The sequence below is a fragment of the Pseudomonas taiwanensis DSM 21245 genome (assembly GCF_000425785.1).
Lineage (GTDB): Bacteria > Pseudomonadota > Gammaproteobacteria > Pseudomonadales > Pseudomonadaceae > Aquipseudomonas > Aquipseudomonas taiwanensis.
Genome location: NZ_AUEC01000016.1, coordinates 108323 through 122961 on the forward strand (window position 1 = coordinate 108323; position 14639 = coordinate 122961).

The following is a 14639-nucleotide window of genomic DNA, read 5'->3' on the forward strand; positions in this document are numbered from 1 at the left end:
TCAGAAATACCACACTAGGTAACCCGCACGGTGGCGCTGCCATGCCCTGTAACAGCGATCTCGGGGTGCACGTTGACCAGCGGTATCCGCTATCCTGAGCAATTCTGCGCTGCGGACCCCCACCATGGAATTGCACATCCGCCTGGACGGCCGCAAAGGCTTGGCCGACCAGCTCTATCGACAACTGCGTGCCGGTATCGACAGTGGCCACCTGGCCGCGGGCACCCAGCTCCCCCCCTCCCGGCTGCTGGCCGAACAACTGGGGGTTTCGCGCAAGACCGTGGCCGAGGCCTATTCCCGTCTGACCTACGACAACTTGCTCAGCGGTGTAGTGGGTCGCGGCACCTTCATCACCCCACGGCAACCGGTGAGCGTGAGCGATACGCAGGCCATTCCCCTGGCCGCCGCCGACTCGCTGCAACGCTGGCAGCAGCGGGCTACGGTGCTGGCCAGGCGCACACTGCAAGCGCCCTCGCGCTATGACTTCGTTGGCGGCGCCTCGACCAAGGCGCAGTTTCCCTTCGACCAGTGGCGCAGTTGCCTGAACTACGCGTTGCGTCGCAGCCAGCGCCATCCCGAGCGGCAATTCCCGGCCCAGGGGCTGCCAGAGCTGCGCGAAGCCATTGCCCACCACATCGCCTACGCCCGCGGCGTGCACTGCAGCGCGGCGGATGTGCTGGTCTGCAACGGCGCCCAGCAAGCACTGGACCTGATTGCCCGCGTGCTGATCGAACCCGGCTGCCAGGTGGCCATGGAAGACCCCGGCTACCCACCCGCACGGCAACTGTTCCTGGCCCTGGGTGCCCGCCTGCAATCGGTACCGGTGGACGACCAAGGCATGTGCGTCGAGCAGATCGCCCAAGGCACGCGGCTGATCTACGTCACCCCTTCGCATCAGTTTCCGTTGGGCATGCCGATGAGCGAAGGCCGCCGTCAGGCTTTGCTGGCCCGCGCCGCAGAGCTGGGTGCACTGATCATCGAGGACGACTATGACTGCGAATTCCGTTACCACGGACCGGCGTCGGACGCCCTGCAGCGCCTCGACCGACACGGTCTGGTGGCCTATGTCGGGACCTTCTCGAAAACCTTGCTGCCCGAGCTGCGCCTGGGCTACGCGGTGCTACCGGCCGCAGTACTGCAGGCGGCCTGCGTGGCCAAGCACCTGACCGACTGGCACAGCCCCACGCTGCTGCAGTGGGCATTGGCACGCTTTATCAGCGAAGGACACCTGAACAAGCACATACGCCGCTGCCACGGCATCTACAGCGCCCGCCGCGAACGGATCCTGTCACGCCTGGAAGGCGACCTGGCCCCATGGTTCCGGGCCGTGCCCGCCAGTGCTGGTTTTCACCTGAGTGCGCTGGCGCAGCCGCAGGTCGATGTGGAGCTTCTGGCCAACCTGGCCCGCAAGGTCGAAGTAGGCCTTTACTCACTGGCCCCCTTCTACCACGAAGTCCCGGTGCGCCCTGGCTTGTTGATGGGGTTCGGTGCGATCGAGCTGCTGGACATCGACCCGGCCCTGGACCGGGTGGTCGATACCCTGCAACGACTCAGTTGACCGCAGGCGCCCGGTCGACCCGCTGCGCTCGAGCGATTGCGACCGAATAGCCGCGCGGGGCAAAACACAGGGTGACCAGCAGCATCGCCAGCACAGTGAGCGCCAGCAACGACCAGGACGCCTGGAAGTCACCGCTCACATCACGCAACCAACCGGTGATGTAGGGCACGATGCCGGTGATGATGAAACCGATCCCCTGCACGAAGGCTGCCAGGCTGCCCGCCTCGGCCGGAGTCTTCAGGTGCTCCAGGGTCAAGGTCAGGCTCAGGCTGAAGCATGCACCCAGGCCGAAGCCGATCATCGCCACCCAGGCCCCCATGGCCTGCGTCGGCGCCAGCAACAACCCCAGAAAACCGACCAATTGGATCGACAAGGCCATCCACAGCCCTGGGCGACGATCGAGCCAACGCCGCAATAGCAATGGCAGTCCCAAGGCACCGGCAACCTGGAAGAGGGTCATCAACCCGACCAGGTCACCACCGCCCTGAGCCGTGCCACCGTGCTCCAGGTGGTAGGCCGGCAGCCAAGCGACCATGCTGGTATAGCCACCATTGATCAGTCCGAAGTACAGCGCCAGCAACCAGGCCCGACGGTTGCTGAACCAGTGCCCGCCGGCGGTACTGGACCGTTTCGGTACAGCCTGGCGGGGGCGCAGCGAACCCCAGGCGAGTGCCGCCAGCACCGCGGGAATCGCCCACAACCCAAGGCCTGCCTGCCAGCGCCCGAAGTACTCACTCAGATGCGGCCCGAACACCGCCGCCAGCCCTCCTCCACTCATCAGCGCCGCCGAGTACAACCCCATGGTTGCCGCCAGGCGGCTGGGGAACCAGCGGTTCACCAGCCCCGGCATCATGCCCTGGACCACGGCCACGCCTAGCCCGGCAAGCACCGCACTGGCGACCAACGCGGCGGCGCTGTCCAGTTGCAGACGCCACAGGCAGGCCAAGGCAATGGCCGACAGCCCGACCAGCATGCCACCGTGCTCACTGAGCCAACGCCGCAGCCAAGGTTGCAGCAATGGCACCAGTCCCATGCACAGCACCGGCAACGCGGTCAGCAACGCAGCCTGTTGGTAGCCCAGGCCCGTGCTTTCGCGCATCGGTTCGAGCAACGGGCCGATACTGGTAAGGATGGGCCGCAGGTTCAACGCCAGCAGCACCACCAGCAACACGTTCAGTGCACCTCTCATTGTGTGCTGGCCTGCTTCCATTGTTGATAGAGGCCGGCCTCACCCGAGGGCTTGAAGGGGCGAAGCGGCAGACATTGCTGCTGCGGGGGCCGGGCCATCTGGGCATAGACAGCCGCCGTGGACAGTCCATAGGGCTCGCCTTCGTCATTGTCATAGGCGAACCAGGCTCGCTCGATGCCACACAGGTGCATGGCGGCCAGGCACATTGGGCACGGATGGCCGCTGGCATAGATCTGCGCACCGTCCAGGCGCGCTTGCCCCAAGGCCTTGGCCGCCTGGCGAATGGCCTGCATTTCGGCATGGGCGGTGGGGTCCTGGGTGCAGTGGATCTCGTTGACCGCACGGGCCACGACCTTGCCCTGGTACACCAGCACGGCGCCGAAGGGCCGGCCGCCGGCCTGGATATTGGCACGAGCCAGCTCAAGGGCTTCGCGCATGTAACGTTCTTCGGGCATGGACACGTACTCCTGATGCAAGACCCGGTCATTATCCCGGCAGACGCTTGCCGGCTGAAATGAAGAGATTGGATGCCTGCCAGTGGCTACCCAAATGGGGCCATTGGCCTCCCTTGAAAGCGCGGGATTGGCTATCGGGTGAGCGCACGGGCACGGCTAAGGTAGCTGCATGTCCACACCCCTTCACACTTGAATACGGAGACTGTCATGCAAGCGCGCATCGAATGGGCCAAGCACGCCCCGCAAGCCTACAAAGCCATGGTCGGCCTGGAGCAGGCCCTGGCCAACAGTGGCCTGGAAAACTCACTGCTGGAGCTGGTGCGCCTGCGCGCATCGCAGATCAACGGCTGCGCCTACTGCGTGAACATGCACGCCAATGACGCGCGCATGGCCGGCGAAACCGAAGCACGCCTGCAAACCTTGAGCGTATGGCGCGAAACCCGTTACTTCACGCCACGCGAACGTGCAGCACTGGCCTGGGTAGAAAGCCTGACCCGCCTCGCCGAACACGGCGCACCGCAGGCGGAATACGACGCGCTGTTCGAACACTTCGAAGCCGAGGAAGTGGCCAACCTGACGCTGGCGATCGCCACCATCAATGCCTGGAACCGCTTCGGTGTTGGCTTTGCGATGGTGCCGGCCTGATCACTCGGTTCTGGCTACCGCCAAGCGCGCCCGGTAGGTACCCGGGCTCTGCCCCGTCCACTTCTTGAACGCCCGGTGGAACGCACTGGGCTCTTGAAAACCGGCCTGCTCGGCAATTTCGGCAATGCTCAAGGTGCCGTCGCGTAGGCGCTCGAAAGCCATGGCGCGACGTACCTCGTCCTTGATCTGCTGGTACGAGCGCCCTTCGCGTTCCAGTTGTCGACGGAAGGTGCTGGCACTAATGCCTTGCTGATCGGCCAGCGCTGCCAATGTCGGCCATTGCCCGTATCCCCGCGCGCGCAGGTGACGGTACACCTCGGCCACCAGGCCATTCTGGTTGCGAAAGCGAATCACCAGCCCCTGGGGCGCACTGCGCAGAAAGGTCTTGAGACCGGCCAGGTCCTGTACCACCGGCAGACGCAACCAGGCGCTGTCGAACTCCACTTCGGTACGGCCGCTGCCCAGGCGCAGGTCCGGCCCCCACAGCAACAGGTCATCTTCCTGGGCCGGGCGCGCCACCGAGAGCTCGGTTCGGTCGATGGCAATGCGCTGACCGGCCAGCCAGCACGACAGACCGATCATCAGCACCAGGTAGGTTTCCTCGGCGTACACCCGGGTCAAAGGGTCGACGATGCTCGACTGTACGCTGATCACCGCCCGGCCGCCGCGTACCGTCAGGCTGCCGTGCAGGTCACGCAGGAACAGACTGAAATTGGCCATGCACTGGCGCAAGGCCTTTTCCAGGTTCGGTTCCTGGATCAGCCCACGGCAGATCAGGGCAAAACTGCCCAGCGGCATGCCGTGGCTGTCGAGACGGAAAAACTCATCGTCGAGCAGTTGAATCAGCTCTAGCCACAGCTGCGCGAAAGCCTTGGCCGGCACCCGCGCCTGGGGTTGCCCGAGCAGCGCCGGGTCGATGCCCACGGCACGCAGACGCGCATCGCGTTCATCGGGGCGATCACGCAAGGCATGAAGCATGGCATTGAGAAAGTACACCGCGACCGAATCGCTCTCGCGCATGGCGTTTTTCGCTGTCTATGCTGAGTGGCAAAAAATGCCAGGTTGACTGAACAGTTCCGGCATAGGCTCAAGCCCGGCCTTTGCCTAGACTCGGACCTAACCGACGGATCACCGGCCATTCTCGCAGAGCCTGGCCCGGTCCCGCCATGCCTTCGCAATCGGAGCCCCTATGAGCAGCGCAGAAATCTACGTCGTCAGTGCCGTCCGTTCAGCCATCGGTGGCTTTGGCGGATCCCTCAAGGACCTGCCGCTGGCCGACTTGGCCACCGCCGTGACCCGCGCCGCGATCGAGCGCTCGGGCGTGGCCGCCGACCAGATCGGCCATTTGGTGATGGCCAACGTCATTCCGACCGAGGCACGTGATGCCTACCTCAGCCGAGTGGCTGCGCTGAACGCGGGCCTTCCCAAGGAGACCCCCGCGTTCAACGTCAACCGCCTGTGCGGCTCCGGCCTGCAAGCCATCGTCTCGGCGGCCCAGTGCCTGCTGCTGGGCGATGCCGACGTCGCTGTGGCCGCGGGCGCCGAGTCGATGAGCCGTGGACCGTACCTGCTGCCTCAGGCCCGCTGGGGCGCACGCATGGGCGACCTGCAAGGCATCGACTACACCGTTGGTGTGCTGCACGATCCCTTCGAGCACTTCCACATGGGCATCACCGCCGAAAACGTCTCGGCCAAGCACGGCATCACCCGCGAAATGCAGGACGAACTGGCCCTGACCAGCCAGCGCCGCGCAGCGCGTGCCATCGCCGAAGGCCGTTTCGCCAGCCAGATCGTCCCGCTGGAGCTGAAAACGCGCAAAGGCAGCGTGCAGTTCAGCGTGGACGAGCATGTGCGCGGCGATGTGACTGCCGAGCAACTGGCCGGTATGAAGCCGGTGTTCAAGAAAGACGGTACCGTCACCGCTGGCAACGCCAGTGGCATCAACGACGGTGCTGCCGGCCTGGTCCTGGCTTCCGGCGAGGCGGTACGGCGCCTGGGCCTCAAGCCGCTGGCGCGCCTGGTGGCGTATGCCCATGCAGGCGTCGAGCCAGAGCTGATGGGCCTGGGCCCAATCCCAGCCACCCGCAAGGTCCTGGAAAAAGCCGGCCTGAACGTCAGCGACCTGGACGTGATCGAGTCCAACGAAGCCTTCGCCGCCCAGGCCTGTGCCGTGGCGCGTGCGCTGGACTTCGACCCGGAAAAGGTCAACCCGAACGGCTCAGGTATCTCGCTTGGCCACCCCGTCGGCGCCACCGGGGCAATCATTGCCACCAAGGCCATCCATGAGTTGCATCGCATCCAGGGCCGCTATGCCCTGACGACCATGTGCATCGGCGGCGGCCAGGGTATCGCCATCGTCTTCGAACGCGTCTGAGGGAGCCAGGAACATGAGCATTGAACGAATCGCCGTGATCGGCGCTGGCACCATGGGCAATGGCATTGCCCAGGTTTGCGCAGTGGCGGGCTACCAGGTGCTACTGGTGGACGTTTCCGACGCAGCGCTGGAACGCGGTGTGGCGACCCTGAGCAAGAACCTCGAACGCCAGGTCAACAAAGGTACCTTGACCGCCGACCAGGCCCAGGGGGCGAAAACGCGTATCCGCACCAGCACCGACTACGCTCAGTTGAGCGGTGTACAACTGGTGATCGAGGCCGCCACCGAGAACTTGCAGCTCAAGCAACGCATCCTGCAGCAGGTGGCTGCCAATGTGGCTGCCGATTGCCTGATCGCCACCAACACCTCATCGCTCTCGGTCACCCAGCTGGCCGCGTGCATCGAGCACCCGGAACGCTTCATCGGCGTGCACTTCTTCAACCCGGTGCCGATGATGGCGCTGGTAGAGATCATTCGTGGCCTGCAGACCAGCGACAGCACCTATGCGCAGGCCCTGGTAGTCACCGAGAAGCTTGGCAAGACGCCGATCACCGCAGGTAACCGCCCAGGTTTCGTGGTCAACCGCATTCTGGTGCCGATGATCAATGAGGCGATTTTCGTGCGCCAGGAAGGCCTGGCCAGTGCCGAGGACATCGACACCGGTATGCGCCTGGGCTGCAACCAGCCGATCGGTCCGCTGGCGCTGGCCGACTTGATTGGCCTGGATACCCTGCTGGCGATCATGGAGGCCTTCCACGAGGGCTTCAACGACAGCAAGTACCGCCCTGCTCCGCTGCTCAAGGAAATGGTCGCGGCCGGTTGGCTGGGGCGCAAGAGCGGTCGTGGTTTCTTCACTTACTGAGGAGCGAATGCCATGCCACCTGTCACTGCCGAAATGCGCTGTAGCAACTTTGAAGAGCGGCGTGACAGGGCCATGGCACTGTTTGCCGAGAAAGGCTTCGGGCAGGTCAGCATGCGCGAACTGGCGGCGCACGTGGGGCTGACCGCAGGCTCGCTGTACCATCACTTTCCCAGCAAGCAGGACCTGCTGTACGACTTGATCGAGGAGTTGTACGAGGAACTGCAGGCGACGCTGGACCTGGGCCGTCGGGCCATGGCCCGGGGAGCATCGGCGCTGTCGTGCCTGATTGCCGCGCACTGGGAGCTGCATGTGCAGCGGCCCATGCAGTTTCGCCTGGCCGAACGCGATTTCTGTTGCCTGAGCGAGGCGCAACAGGCGCGCTTGAACGTGCTGCGCAAGCGCTACGAGTCGGGTTTGCTGCGCTTGATTGCGCCTCGGGCAACGCTGTCGGGGGACGCCCTGGCGGCGACGGCCCACGTGCTGGCGACCTTGCTCAACCAGTTGCCAGCACTTTTGCAGGCATTGCCACAGGAGCAAGGGCTGGGGTTGATGGAGGACCTGCTGGTGGGGGGGATAGAGCGCACATTGCGCTAAGCGCTGTACGAAAAGCCTTGAAACTCGGTGATGCTGCGTTGAAAACAGCCTCGGAATGCTCATTTACAACCCGTAAACTCCGCTTCCTCGGCTGTTTTCACCTTGCCTGACCTTCGTCTCAAGACTCTTCATACAGACCCTAGGCTGCTGTTTTTGAGTTACGTGCGGGTCTCTTCGCGGGTGAACGCGCGCCCACAGAGCTGCCACAGCCCTGGTGAGAGCGGGTTTCTCTGCGCAGAGGCCCGTCGCATCAGCGCAAAAGCGCTTGGATCTGCTCGCGCAGCGTATCCAGGTCGAACGGTTTGGCCAGGATCGGCGCCTTGCGCGCGATCGGGCTTCCTGATTCGAGAATCTCCGCCGGGTAGCCGCTGATGAAGATCACCTTCAAGTCCGGTCGCAACTTCACCGCAGGCTCGGCGATCTCAACGCCGGAGATGCCGCCCGGCAGGCGAAAATCGGTCACCATCAGGTCCAGGTGCGGTTTGCTCGCCAGAATGGCGAACGCTTGCTCACCATCCTCGGCCACCAGCACGTGGTAACCCTCGCCTGCCAGGTAGTCGCGCAGGATCATGCGAATCGCCGGTTCGTCCTCGACGATCAGTACCACATCTTGTGCATCTTCACTCATGACAACGCCTTGAAATTCTTTAAGTTGGCCTTCTGACCCCTGGCTCAGGCAGAGGTTGCCCGCAGCGGGTCGTTTTGTTCGGTCGTACGCGCCAGCGGCAATTGCACACTGAAGGTGGCACCCTGGCCTTCCTCGCTTTCGACCAGGATCCGCCCGCCATGGGCCTGGACGATCTGCTCGGAAATGTACAGTCCCAAGCCCAACCCACCACTGGCCTGATGCGCGGCAACCCGCTCGAACTGGTGGAAAATCCGCTGCTGGTTGTCCGCACTGACGCCGATACCCTGGTCCTGTACCTGCACCCAGGCCATGCCGTCCTGGGCGTAGACGCGCACCTGCACGGGGCGCCGCTCACCATAACGCAATGCGTTGGACAACAGGTTGGCCACCACTTGCTCAATCCGAAATTCGTCCCACTCGCCCTGCAGGGGCTCGCAGCGCAGCAGTTCGATGTGAGTGTCCAGGGCAGCGGCCTGGGCCGCGAAGTTTTCGACCAACCCACGCACCAACTGGCTCAGGTCGAACGGTTTGGGCCGCAGCGACAGTTTGCCGGTGCGAATGCGCGACACATCGAGCATGTCTTCGATCAGCCGGATCAGACTGTTGATCTGCCGCTCGTCGCGCTCGACCATAGCCTGCAGCTTGTCGGCGGTAAACGCTTCGAGCTTGCCTCGCGCCAGGTGCATCTTGCGCAACTGGGTTTCGAGGATCAGGCCATTGAGCGGGGTGCGCACTTCATGGGAAACGATCGACATGAAGTCGTCGCGCATGCGCACCGCCCGCTCCAGCTCTACCCGGGCAGTTTGCAGCTGGGCCAGCAGCACCTCCTGCTCCTGGCGGCTGCGCTCGAGGGCCTGCAACTGGCGGTCGAGGACCTTGCGTTGGCGGAACAGGTCGACGAAGACCGAGACCTTGCTCTTGACCGCCAGGGTATCGAGCGGTTTGTGCAGGAAATCCACGGCACCGCTTTCATAACCCTTGAACGCGTAGTTCAGTTCACGACCCGCGGCGCTGACGAACACGATGGGGATGTTGCGGGTCTTGTCGGTGCCGCGCATCAGCTCGGCCAGTTCGAAGCCATTCATGCCCGGCATCTGCACATCGAGAATCGCCAGGGCGAATTCGTGCTCCAGCAGCAGCGACAGCGCCGCTTCAGCCGAACGGGCCTGGTGCACTTCACGATCGTCGCCCTGGATCAGGGCTTCGAGGGCCAGCAGGTTTTCCGGCAGGTCGTCGACGATCAGCAGTTTGGCGATGATGTTGCTTGACATGCGCAGGGTTCCAGGTTGGCGAGCAACTGCTCGATACCGCTCAAAGGAAGAATCAGGTCCGGGCGATGCAAAGCCAGTGCGGCTTCCGGCATCAACGCCACCTGTGCGTCATCGGGGTCCTGGACCACGGTCCGGCCTCCGGATTGTTTGATGTAGGCAAGCCCTTCGGCGCCATCTTCGTTGGCGCCGGTGAGCAACACGCCGAGCAGCCCGGCACCAAAGGCATCAGCTGCCGACATGAACAAAAAATCTATCGCCGGCCGCGAGAAATGCACCGGGGCTTCCTGGCTCAGCGACAGGCTCAGGTCACGTTCGATCGACAGATGGTAACCGGGCCCGGCGACATAGATCTGGCCGGGGCGGATGGTCTGCTTGTCGCAAGCCTCATGCACCGGCCGCTGCAATCGTCGTTGCAACACTTCAGCCAAGTGACTGTGGCGGTCACCCGGCAGGTGCAGCACGCACAAAATGGGTATGGCGAAGTTTTTCGGCAGTGCGCCAAGCACCTGCAACAGCGCCGTGACACCTCCCGCCGAGGCCCCCATGACCACCGCTTGTACGCCCTTCATGATTTACGGTAGATCCGTTCGGGCTTGACCAGCGGCTCGAACCGGTCGCTGTAAGCCGAAAAGTCCACCGATTCCTTGCTGCCGAGCAACAGGAACCCCCGGTGACACAAGGACTCATGAAACAGGCCCAGGGCCCGGTCCTGCAATTGCTTGTTGAAGTAGATCAGGACGTTGCGACATGACACCAGCTGGGTTTCCGAGAACACGCTGTCGGTGGCCAGGCTGTGGTCGGCGAACGTCACGTTCTCGCGCAGGCTACTGTCCATGATGGCGTTGCCATAGGCTGCGGTGTAGTACTCGGAAAAATCCCGGCGCCCACCGGCCAGGCGGTAGTTCGCTTCGTACTCGCGCATGCTCTTGATCGAGTAGATGCCCTGCTTGGCCTTCTCTAGCGAGTGCGGGTTGATATCGGTGGCATACAGGATGGTGCGGTCGAGCAGGCCCTCCTCGCGCAGCAGGATGGCCATGGAGTAAACCTCCTCGCCTGTGCTGCAACCGGCGATCCACACCTTGATCGAAGGCCAGGTGCGCAGCAGCGGCACTACTTCGTTGCGCAAGGCCAGGAAGTGCTCGGGGTCGCGAAACATCTCGCTGACAGGGATCGTCAGGTACTGCAGCAACTGCATGAACATGCCGGGGTCGTGCAGCACCCGCTCCTGCAGCGCCGATACGGTCATGCACTCGAACTGGCGCAGCGCATGGAGGACCCGGCGCTTGATGGAAGCGCCGGAGTAATTGCGAAAGTCATAGCTGTACTTGAGGTAGATCGCCTCGATCAGCAGCCGGATCTCGATATCGGTGTTGCGTTCGCTAGTCAAATTCGCTCCAGTTGCGGCAGCCAGACACGAATCAGCGAGAACAGTCGGTCCAGGTCGATCGGTTTGGCCAGGTAGTCGTTTGCACCCGCCTGCAGGCAACGCTGCTGGTCATCCTTCATGGCCTTGGCGGTCACGGCGATGATCGGCAGCTTACGCCAACGCGGCTGCTGGCGAATCAGCCGGGTGGCTTCAAAGCCGTCCATTTCCGGCATCATCACGTCCATCAGCACCAGGTCGATGTCGTCGTGCTGCTCCAGGCGCTCGATGGCCTCACGCCCGTTGCGGCCGATCTCGACGATCGCGCCCTTGTGCTCCAGGGCACTGGTCAACGCGAAAATGTTGCGCACATCGTCGTCCACCAGCAACAGCTTGCGCCCCTCGAAGACTCTGTCGCGGCTGCGGGCAGTCTTGAGCATGCGCTGGCGTTCATGTGACAACTGCGACTCGACTTTGTGCAGGAACAGCGTCACTTCGTCCAGCAGACGTTCCGGAGAACGCGCGCCCTTGATAATGATCGAGCGCGAGTACTTGAGCAGGTCGGCTTCTTCCTCGCGCGTGAGGTTGCGTCCGGTATAGACGATCACTGGCGGGAAACTACGGATGTCCTCGGCGGTCATGCGTTTGAGCAACTCGTTACCTTGCATGTCCGGCAGCTTCAGGTCGATGATCATGCAGTCGTAGATGTTCTCGCGCAACAGCTCCAGCGCTTCCTGCGCCATGGCCACGGCGGTGATCTCGACATCGTCGTCGCCGATCAACCGGGCAATGCTCTCGCGCTGCAGGTCATCGTCCTCGACCAGCAGGATGTGCTTGAGCTTCTGGGTCAGCTTGGCTTCCAGGCGGGCGAACACCTCCTTGAGTTCATCACGGCTGGTGGGCTTGACCGCATACCCCACCGCGCCCATGTGCATGGCCGCCTCGACCCGGTCTTCCACCGAGATGATATGCACCGGAATGTGCCGGGTCATGGCCTGTTCCTTGAGACGCTGCAGCACGGTAAGGCCGGAGTGGTCAGGCAGCCGCATGTCCAGCAGGATGGCATCGGGGATGTACTGCACCGCGAGCTCGAAGCCTTCATCGGCCCCCTGGGCCACCAGGCAGCTGTATCCGAGCTCGTGCGCCAGGTCGAAGAGGATGCGGGCGAAGTTCGGCTCATCCTCGATCACCAGGATGCAACGATTGTCGAACGGCGCTTGTCCACGGTCATCGTCGAACGCCGGTTTCGGGCGCTTCGGCGCGCTGGGTTGGCTGACCTGGGGCGCAGGTGGCAGCGCATCCATCGCCGGGCGCAGGCTTTGCGGCTCGATCACCTGATCCTGGGCCTCATAGCGCTCAGGCAGGATCAGACTGAACACACTGCCCTGGCCTGGGCTGCTGTCGACGCTGATCTGCCCACCCAGCAGATGCGCCAGGTCGCGGGAAATCGACAGACCGAGGCCAGTGCCACCGTAGCGCCGGTTGCTGCTGCCATCGACCTGGTGGAAGGCGCCGAAGATCGCCTCTTGCTGATCGGCGGCAATGCCGATGCCGCTGTCGCGCACCGCGAAGACGATGCCGGTGCCCGCCTGGTGGCTGATGTCCAGGCTGACCTGACCGTGATCGGTGAACTTGATGGCGTTGGACAGCAGGTTCTTGAGGATCTGCTCCAGACGCTGGCGGTCGGTGAACACGGTGACCGGAACCGACGGCTCGACCCGCACGGCAAAGGCGAGGCCTTTGTTCTCGGCCAGCGGCAGGAACATACCTTTCAGGCCGTCTACCAGGCGCTCGACCTGGGTAGTTTCGGGACGGACTTCCAACTTGCCGGCCTCGACCTTGGCGATGTCGAGAATGTCGTTGATCAGGTTCAACAGATCGTTGCCGGCCGAATAGATCGATTCGGCGAACTTGACCTGCTCTTCGCTGAGGTTGCCCTCGCCGTTCTCGGCCAGCAGCTTGGCCAGGATCAGCGAGCTGTTGAGGGGCGTACGCAGCTCGTGGGACATGTTGGCGAGGAACTCGGACTTGTACTTGCTCGAGCGCTGCAGATCATCGGCGCGGGCTTGAAGCTCCTGCTGGGCCTGGTTCAGTTCATCATTCTTGCGGTTCAGCGCGTCGGTTCGCTCGGACAGCTGTTCGTTGGTCTGTTCCAGTTCCGCCTGCTGGGTCTCCAGATACGCCTGGGACTCCTTGAGCACGCGGGATTGCTCTTCAAGCTCTTCGTTGGCGGTCTTGAGCTCTTCCTGCTGGACTTGCAACTCTTCATTGAGCTGCTGGGTCTCGGCCAGCACCTCCTGCAAACGTTGACGATAGCGGGCGCTTTCGATGGAGATGCCCAGGTTGCCGCAGACGCGATCGAGCAACTCGTCATCCCGCGTTTGCAGCGGACGCAAAAAGCCCAGCTCGATCACGCCGTTGACCCGGCCATCATCGCTGGTCGGCATCAGCAACGCACTGCGCGGCAGGCCGCTGCCCAAGCCGGAACTGAGACGGTAGTAATCGGCAGGCAAGTCGTCCAGGCGCAACAAGCGCCCTTGACGCACTGCCTGGGCCATCAGCCCTTCACTGTCGCCCAGCACCTGCTCGCGGGCCTGCTCCTCGGCATCCAGGCCGTAGCTGGCCACGCGGATCAGCCGCCCATGCTCGTCTCGCACGTACACCGCACCGACCACACTGCCCAGGTACCTGGCGAAAAAGCGCAGGATATTGTCGCCTAGCATCGGCAGGGTCAACTGCCCCAGCACCTGCTCGGCCAACTGGGTCTGGCCGTTGCGCAGCCAGGCCTGATGTTCGAGGCGTTCAGCCGAGCGCTGCTGTGCCAGCAGGTTATCGTTGTAACTGGTGGACAGCGAAAGCAGGTCACGCCTGCCCAGGTAGGCCAACAAGGCAGTGAGCCCGACGATCAGCAGCACGAACGCGGATATGGCCGTCACCGTGACGGTACTGACCTTTTCGTTGCGTGCCGAGCGCAACTGCTGTTCGGTGAGAATCAGGTCATCGAACTCCCTACGGATCTCGTCAGTGATGCGCTTGCCGCGACCACTGCCTATCAAGGCCTGGTAATTGCCCTGATCGCGACGCAACGCGATCATTCCACTGCCGAATTCGTTCCAGGCCTGCTGCAGGGCGATCAAGCGGTCGATGCGATCGACCTGCTGCGCGTTGTCCCCGACCAGTTCGCGCAAACTTTTCAGGCTACCCAGAATGCGTGGCTTGGCCACCTCGTAGGGATCGAGGAAACGTTCTTCACCGGTCAGCAGAAAACCCCGCATTCCAGTTTCCATGTCGATCGAGAGCTTGAGCGTTTCATTGGCATTGCCAATCACTCGGTCGGTATGCTCCACCCATTGCATGGCCGACAGCAGGTAGTTGATCACCGTGACGAAGGCCACGGCGCCCAGCAGGCCTACGCCCAAAGGCAGGCTGATGTTACGAGCCAACAGTTTGCGGAAACTTTTCTGGTCCATGGAGGCGGCCTGAGTCATGAGATAACGCCCGAGCAAAAATTAAAGTCCATTGAAACGGTGTAGCGGCCAGTTTCCATTATCTCCAGCCACTTTGCTCACCAGTTACAGCGAGTCTAACCAGCTTTGCCCAGTCTGGCAGGGCATTTAGCCAGTATTTGAAGGTGACGAACACGAATCGTTCCCTCCCATCGCGTCGGTCGGTATCCTCGGGGGAACTTCTATCATCGCCC

13 protein-coding genes are annotated in these 14639 nt (G+C 63.0%); 5 read left to right on the forward strand and 8 right to left on the reverse strand.

Annotated elements, in window-relative coordinates:
- Positions 1–124 precede the first annotated feature (124 nt).
- Complete coding sequence (gene pdxR / locus H620_RS0107795) at positions 125–1558, forward strand: MocR-like pyridoxine biosynthesis transcription factor PdxR (protein WP_027907091.1); 1434 nt, start codon at positions 125–127, stop codon at positions 1556–1558.
- Here the strand turns inward: pdxR and H620_RS0107800 are convergent.
- Together H620_RS0107800 and H620_RS0107805 are read right to left on the reverse strand one after the other, a co-directional pair.
- Positions 1551–2747, reverse strand: coding sequence for a CynX/NimT family MFS transporter (locus H620_RS0107800; RefSeq protein WP_023381135.1), 1197 nt, complete (start codon positions 2745–2747; stop codon positions 1551–1553). The genes pdxR and H620_RS0107800 overlap by 8 nt on opposite strands.
- Positions 2744–3202 (reverse strand): nucleoside deaminase, encoded by a 459-nt coding sequence (locus tag H620_RS0107805; protein WP_023381136.1) that lies wholly within the window; start codon positions 3200–3202, stop codon positions 2744–2746. Before H620_RS0107805 ends, H620_RS0107800 begins: the two co-directional genes overlap by 4 nt.
- 207 nt (positions 3203–3409) lie before the next feature.
- Here H620_RS0107805 and H620_RS0107810 point away from each other — a divergent pair, with 207 nt between their 5' ends.
- A complete protein-coding gene (locus H620_RS0107810) occupies positions 3410–3847 on the forward strand; it encodes a carboxymuconolactone decarboxylase family protein (protein ID WP_023381137.1) in 438 nt (145 codons plus the stop codon).
- Here H620_RS0107810 and H620_RS0107815 read toward each other — a convergent pair whose 3' ends face one another.
- Positions 3848–4867: an AraC family transcriptional regulator gene (locus H620_RS0107815; RefSeq protein WP_023381138.1), complete on the reverse strand. Its 1020-nt coding sequence runs from the start codon at positions 4865–4867 to the stop codon at positions 3848–3850.
- Positions 4868–5036: 169 nt separating this feature from the next.
- Between H620_RS0107815 and H620_RS0107820 the strand changes: the two genes are divergently transcribed.
- The 3 genes from H620_RS0107820 to H620_RS0107830 are packed head-to-tail and all read left to right on the forward strand — an operon-like array spanning position 5037 to position 7677.
- Positions 5037–6221 (forward strand): acetyl-CoA C-acyltransferase family protein, encoded by a 1185-nt coding sequence (locus H620_RS0107820; RefSeq protein ID WP_023381139.1) that lies wholly within the window; start codon positions 5037–5039, stop codon positions 6219–6221.
- A 13-nt stretch (positions 6222–6234) separates the two neighbouring features.
- On the forward strand, positions 6235–7083 hold the full coding sequence (locus H620_RS0107825) for a 3-hydroxybutyryl-CoA dehydrogenase (RefSeq protein ID WP_023381140.1): 849 nt from the start codon (positions 6235–6237) through the stop codon (positions 7081–7083).
- Positions 7084–7095: 12 nt separating this feature from the next.
- Positions 7096–7677, forward strand: coding sequence for a TetR/AcrR family transcriptional regulator (locus tag H620_RS0107830; protein WP_023381141.1), 582 nt, complete (start codon positions 7096–7098; stop codon positions 7675–7677).
- Between the two features lie 250 nt (positions 7678–7927).
- On the opposite strand, the gene H620_RS0107835 is transcribed toward H620_RS0107830, so the two are convergent.
- Genes H620_RS0107835 through H620_RS0107855 form a run of 5 tightly spaced genes read right to left on the reverse strand, consistent with a single transcriptional unit; the run spans position 7928 to position 14427 of the window.
- Complete coding sequence (locus H620_RS0107835) at positions 7928–8305, reverse strand: response regulator (protein ID WP_023381142.1); 378 nt, start codon at positions 8303–8305, stop codon at positions 7928–7930.
- 44 nt (positions 8306–8349) lie between these two features.
- Positions 8350–9576, reverse strand: coding sequence for a hybrid sensor histidine kinase/response regulator (locus H620_RS0107840; protein ID WP_023381143.1), 1227 nt, complete (start codon positions 9574–9576; stop codon positions 8350–8352).
- On the reverse strand, positions 9546–10145 hold the full coding sequence (locus H620_RS0107845) for a chemotaxis protein CheB (protein WP_027907092.1): 600 nt from the start codon (positions 10143–10145) through the stop codon (positions 9546–9548). The genes H620_RS0107840 and H620_RS0107845 overlap by 31 nt, the downstream gene beginning before the upstream one ends.
- A complete protein-coding gene (locus H620_RS0107850) occupies positions 10142–10963 on the reverse strand; it encodes a CheR family methyltransferase (protein WP_023381145.1) in 822 nt (273 codons plus the stop codon). Before H620_RS0107850 ends, H620_RS0107845 begins: the two co-directional genes overlap by 4 nt.
- Positions 10960–14427 (reverse strand): response regulator, encoded by a 3468-nt coding sequence (locus H620_RS0107855; RefSeq protein ID WP_027907093.1) that lies wholly within the window; start codon positions 14425–14427, stop codon positions 10960–10962. The genes H620_RS0107850 and H620_RS0107855 overlap by 4 nt, the downstream gene beginning before the upstream one ends.
- Positions 14428–14639 lie beyond the last annotated feature (212 nt).

Coding starts and splice junctions, on each gene's coding strand:
- pdxR (WP_027907091.1), top strand. CDS start 125: ATGGAATTGCACATCCGCCTGGACGGCCGCAAAGGCTTGGCCGACCAG.
- H620_RS0107800 (WP_023381135.1), bottom strand. CDS start 2,747: ATGAGAGGTGCACTGAACGTGTTGCTGGTGGTGCTGCTGGCGTTGAAC.
- H620_RS0107805 (WP_023381136.1), bottom strand. CDS start 3,202: ATGCCCGAAGAACGTTACATGCGCGAAGCCCTTGAGCTGGCTCGTGCC.
- H620_RS0107810 (WP_023381137.1), top strand. CDS start 3,410: ATGCAAGCGCGCATCGAATGGGCCAAGCACGCCCCGCAAGCCTACAAA.
- H620_RS0107815 (WP_023381138.1), bottom strand. CDS start 4,867: ATGCGCGAGAGCGATTCGGTCGCGGTGTACTTTCTCAATGCCATGCTT.
- H620_RS0107820 (WP_023381139.1), top strand. CDS start 5,037: ATGAGCAGCGCAGAAATCTACGTCGTCAGTGCCGTCCGTTCAGCCATC.
- H620_RS0107825 (WP_023381140.1), top strand. CDS start 6,235: ATGAGCATTGAACGAATCGCCGTGATCGGCGCTGGCACCATGGGCAAT.
- H620_RS0107830 (WP_023381141.1), top strand. CDS start 7,096: ATGCCACCTGTCACTGCCGAAATGCGCTGTAGCAACTTTGAAGAGCGG.
- H620_RS0107835 (WP_023381142.1), bottom strand. CDS start 8,305: ATGAGTGAAGATGCACAAGATGTGGTACTGATCGTCGAGGACGAACCG.
- H620_RS0107840 (WP_023381143.1), bottom strand. CDS start 9,576: ATGTCAAGCAACATCATCGCCAAACTGCTGATCGTCGACGACCTGCCG.
- H620_RS0107845 (WP_027907092.1), bottom strand. CDS start 10,145: ATGAAGGGCGTACAAGCGGTGGTCATGGGGGCCTCGGCGGGAGGTGTC.
- H620_RS0107855 (WP_027907093.1), bottom strand. CDS start 14,427: ATGACTCAGGCCGCCTCCATGGACCAGAAAAGTTTCCGCAAACTGTTG.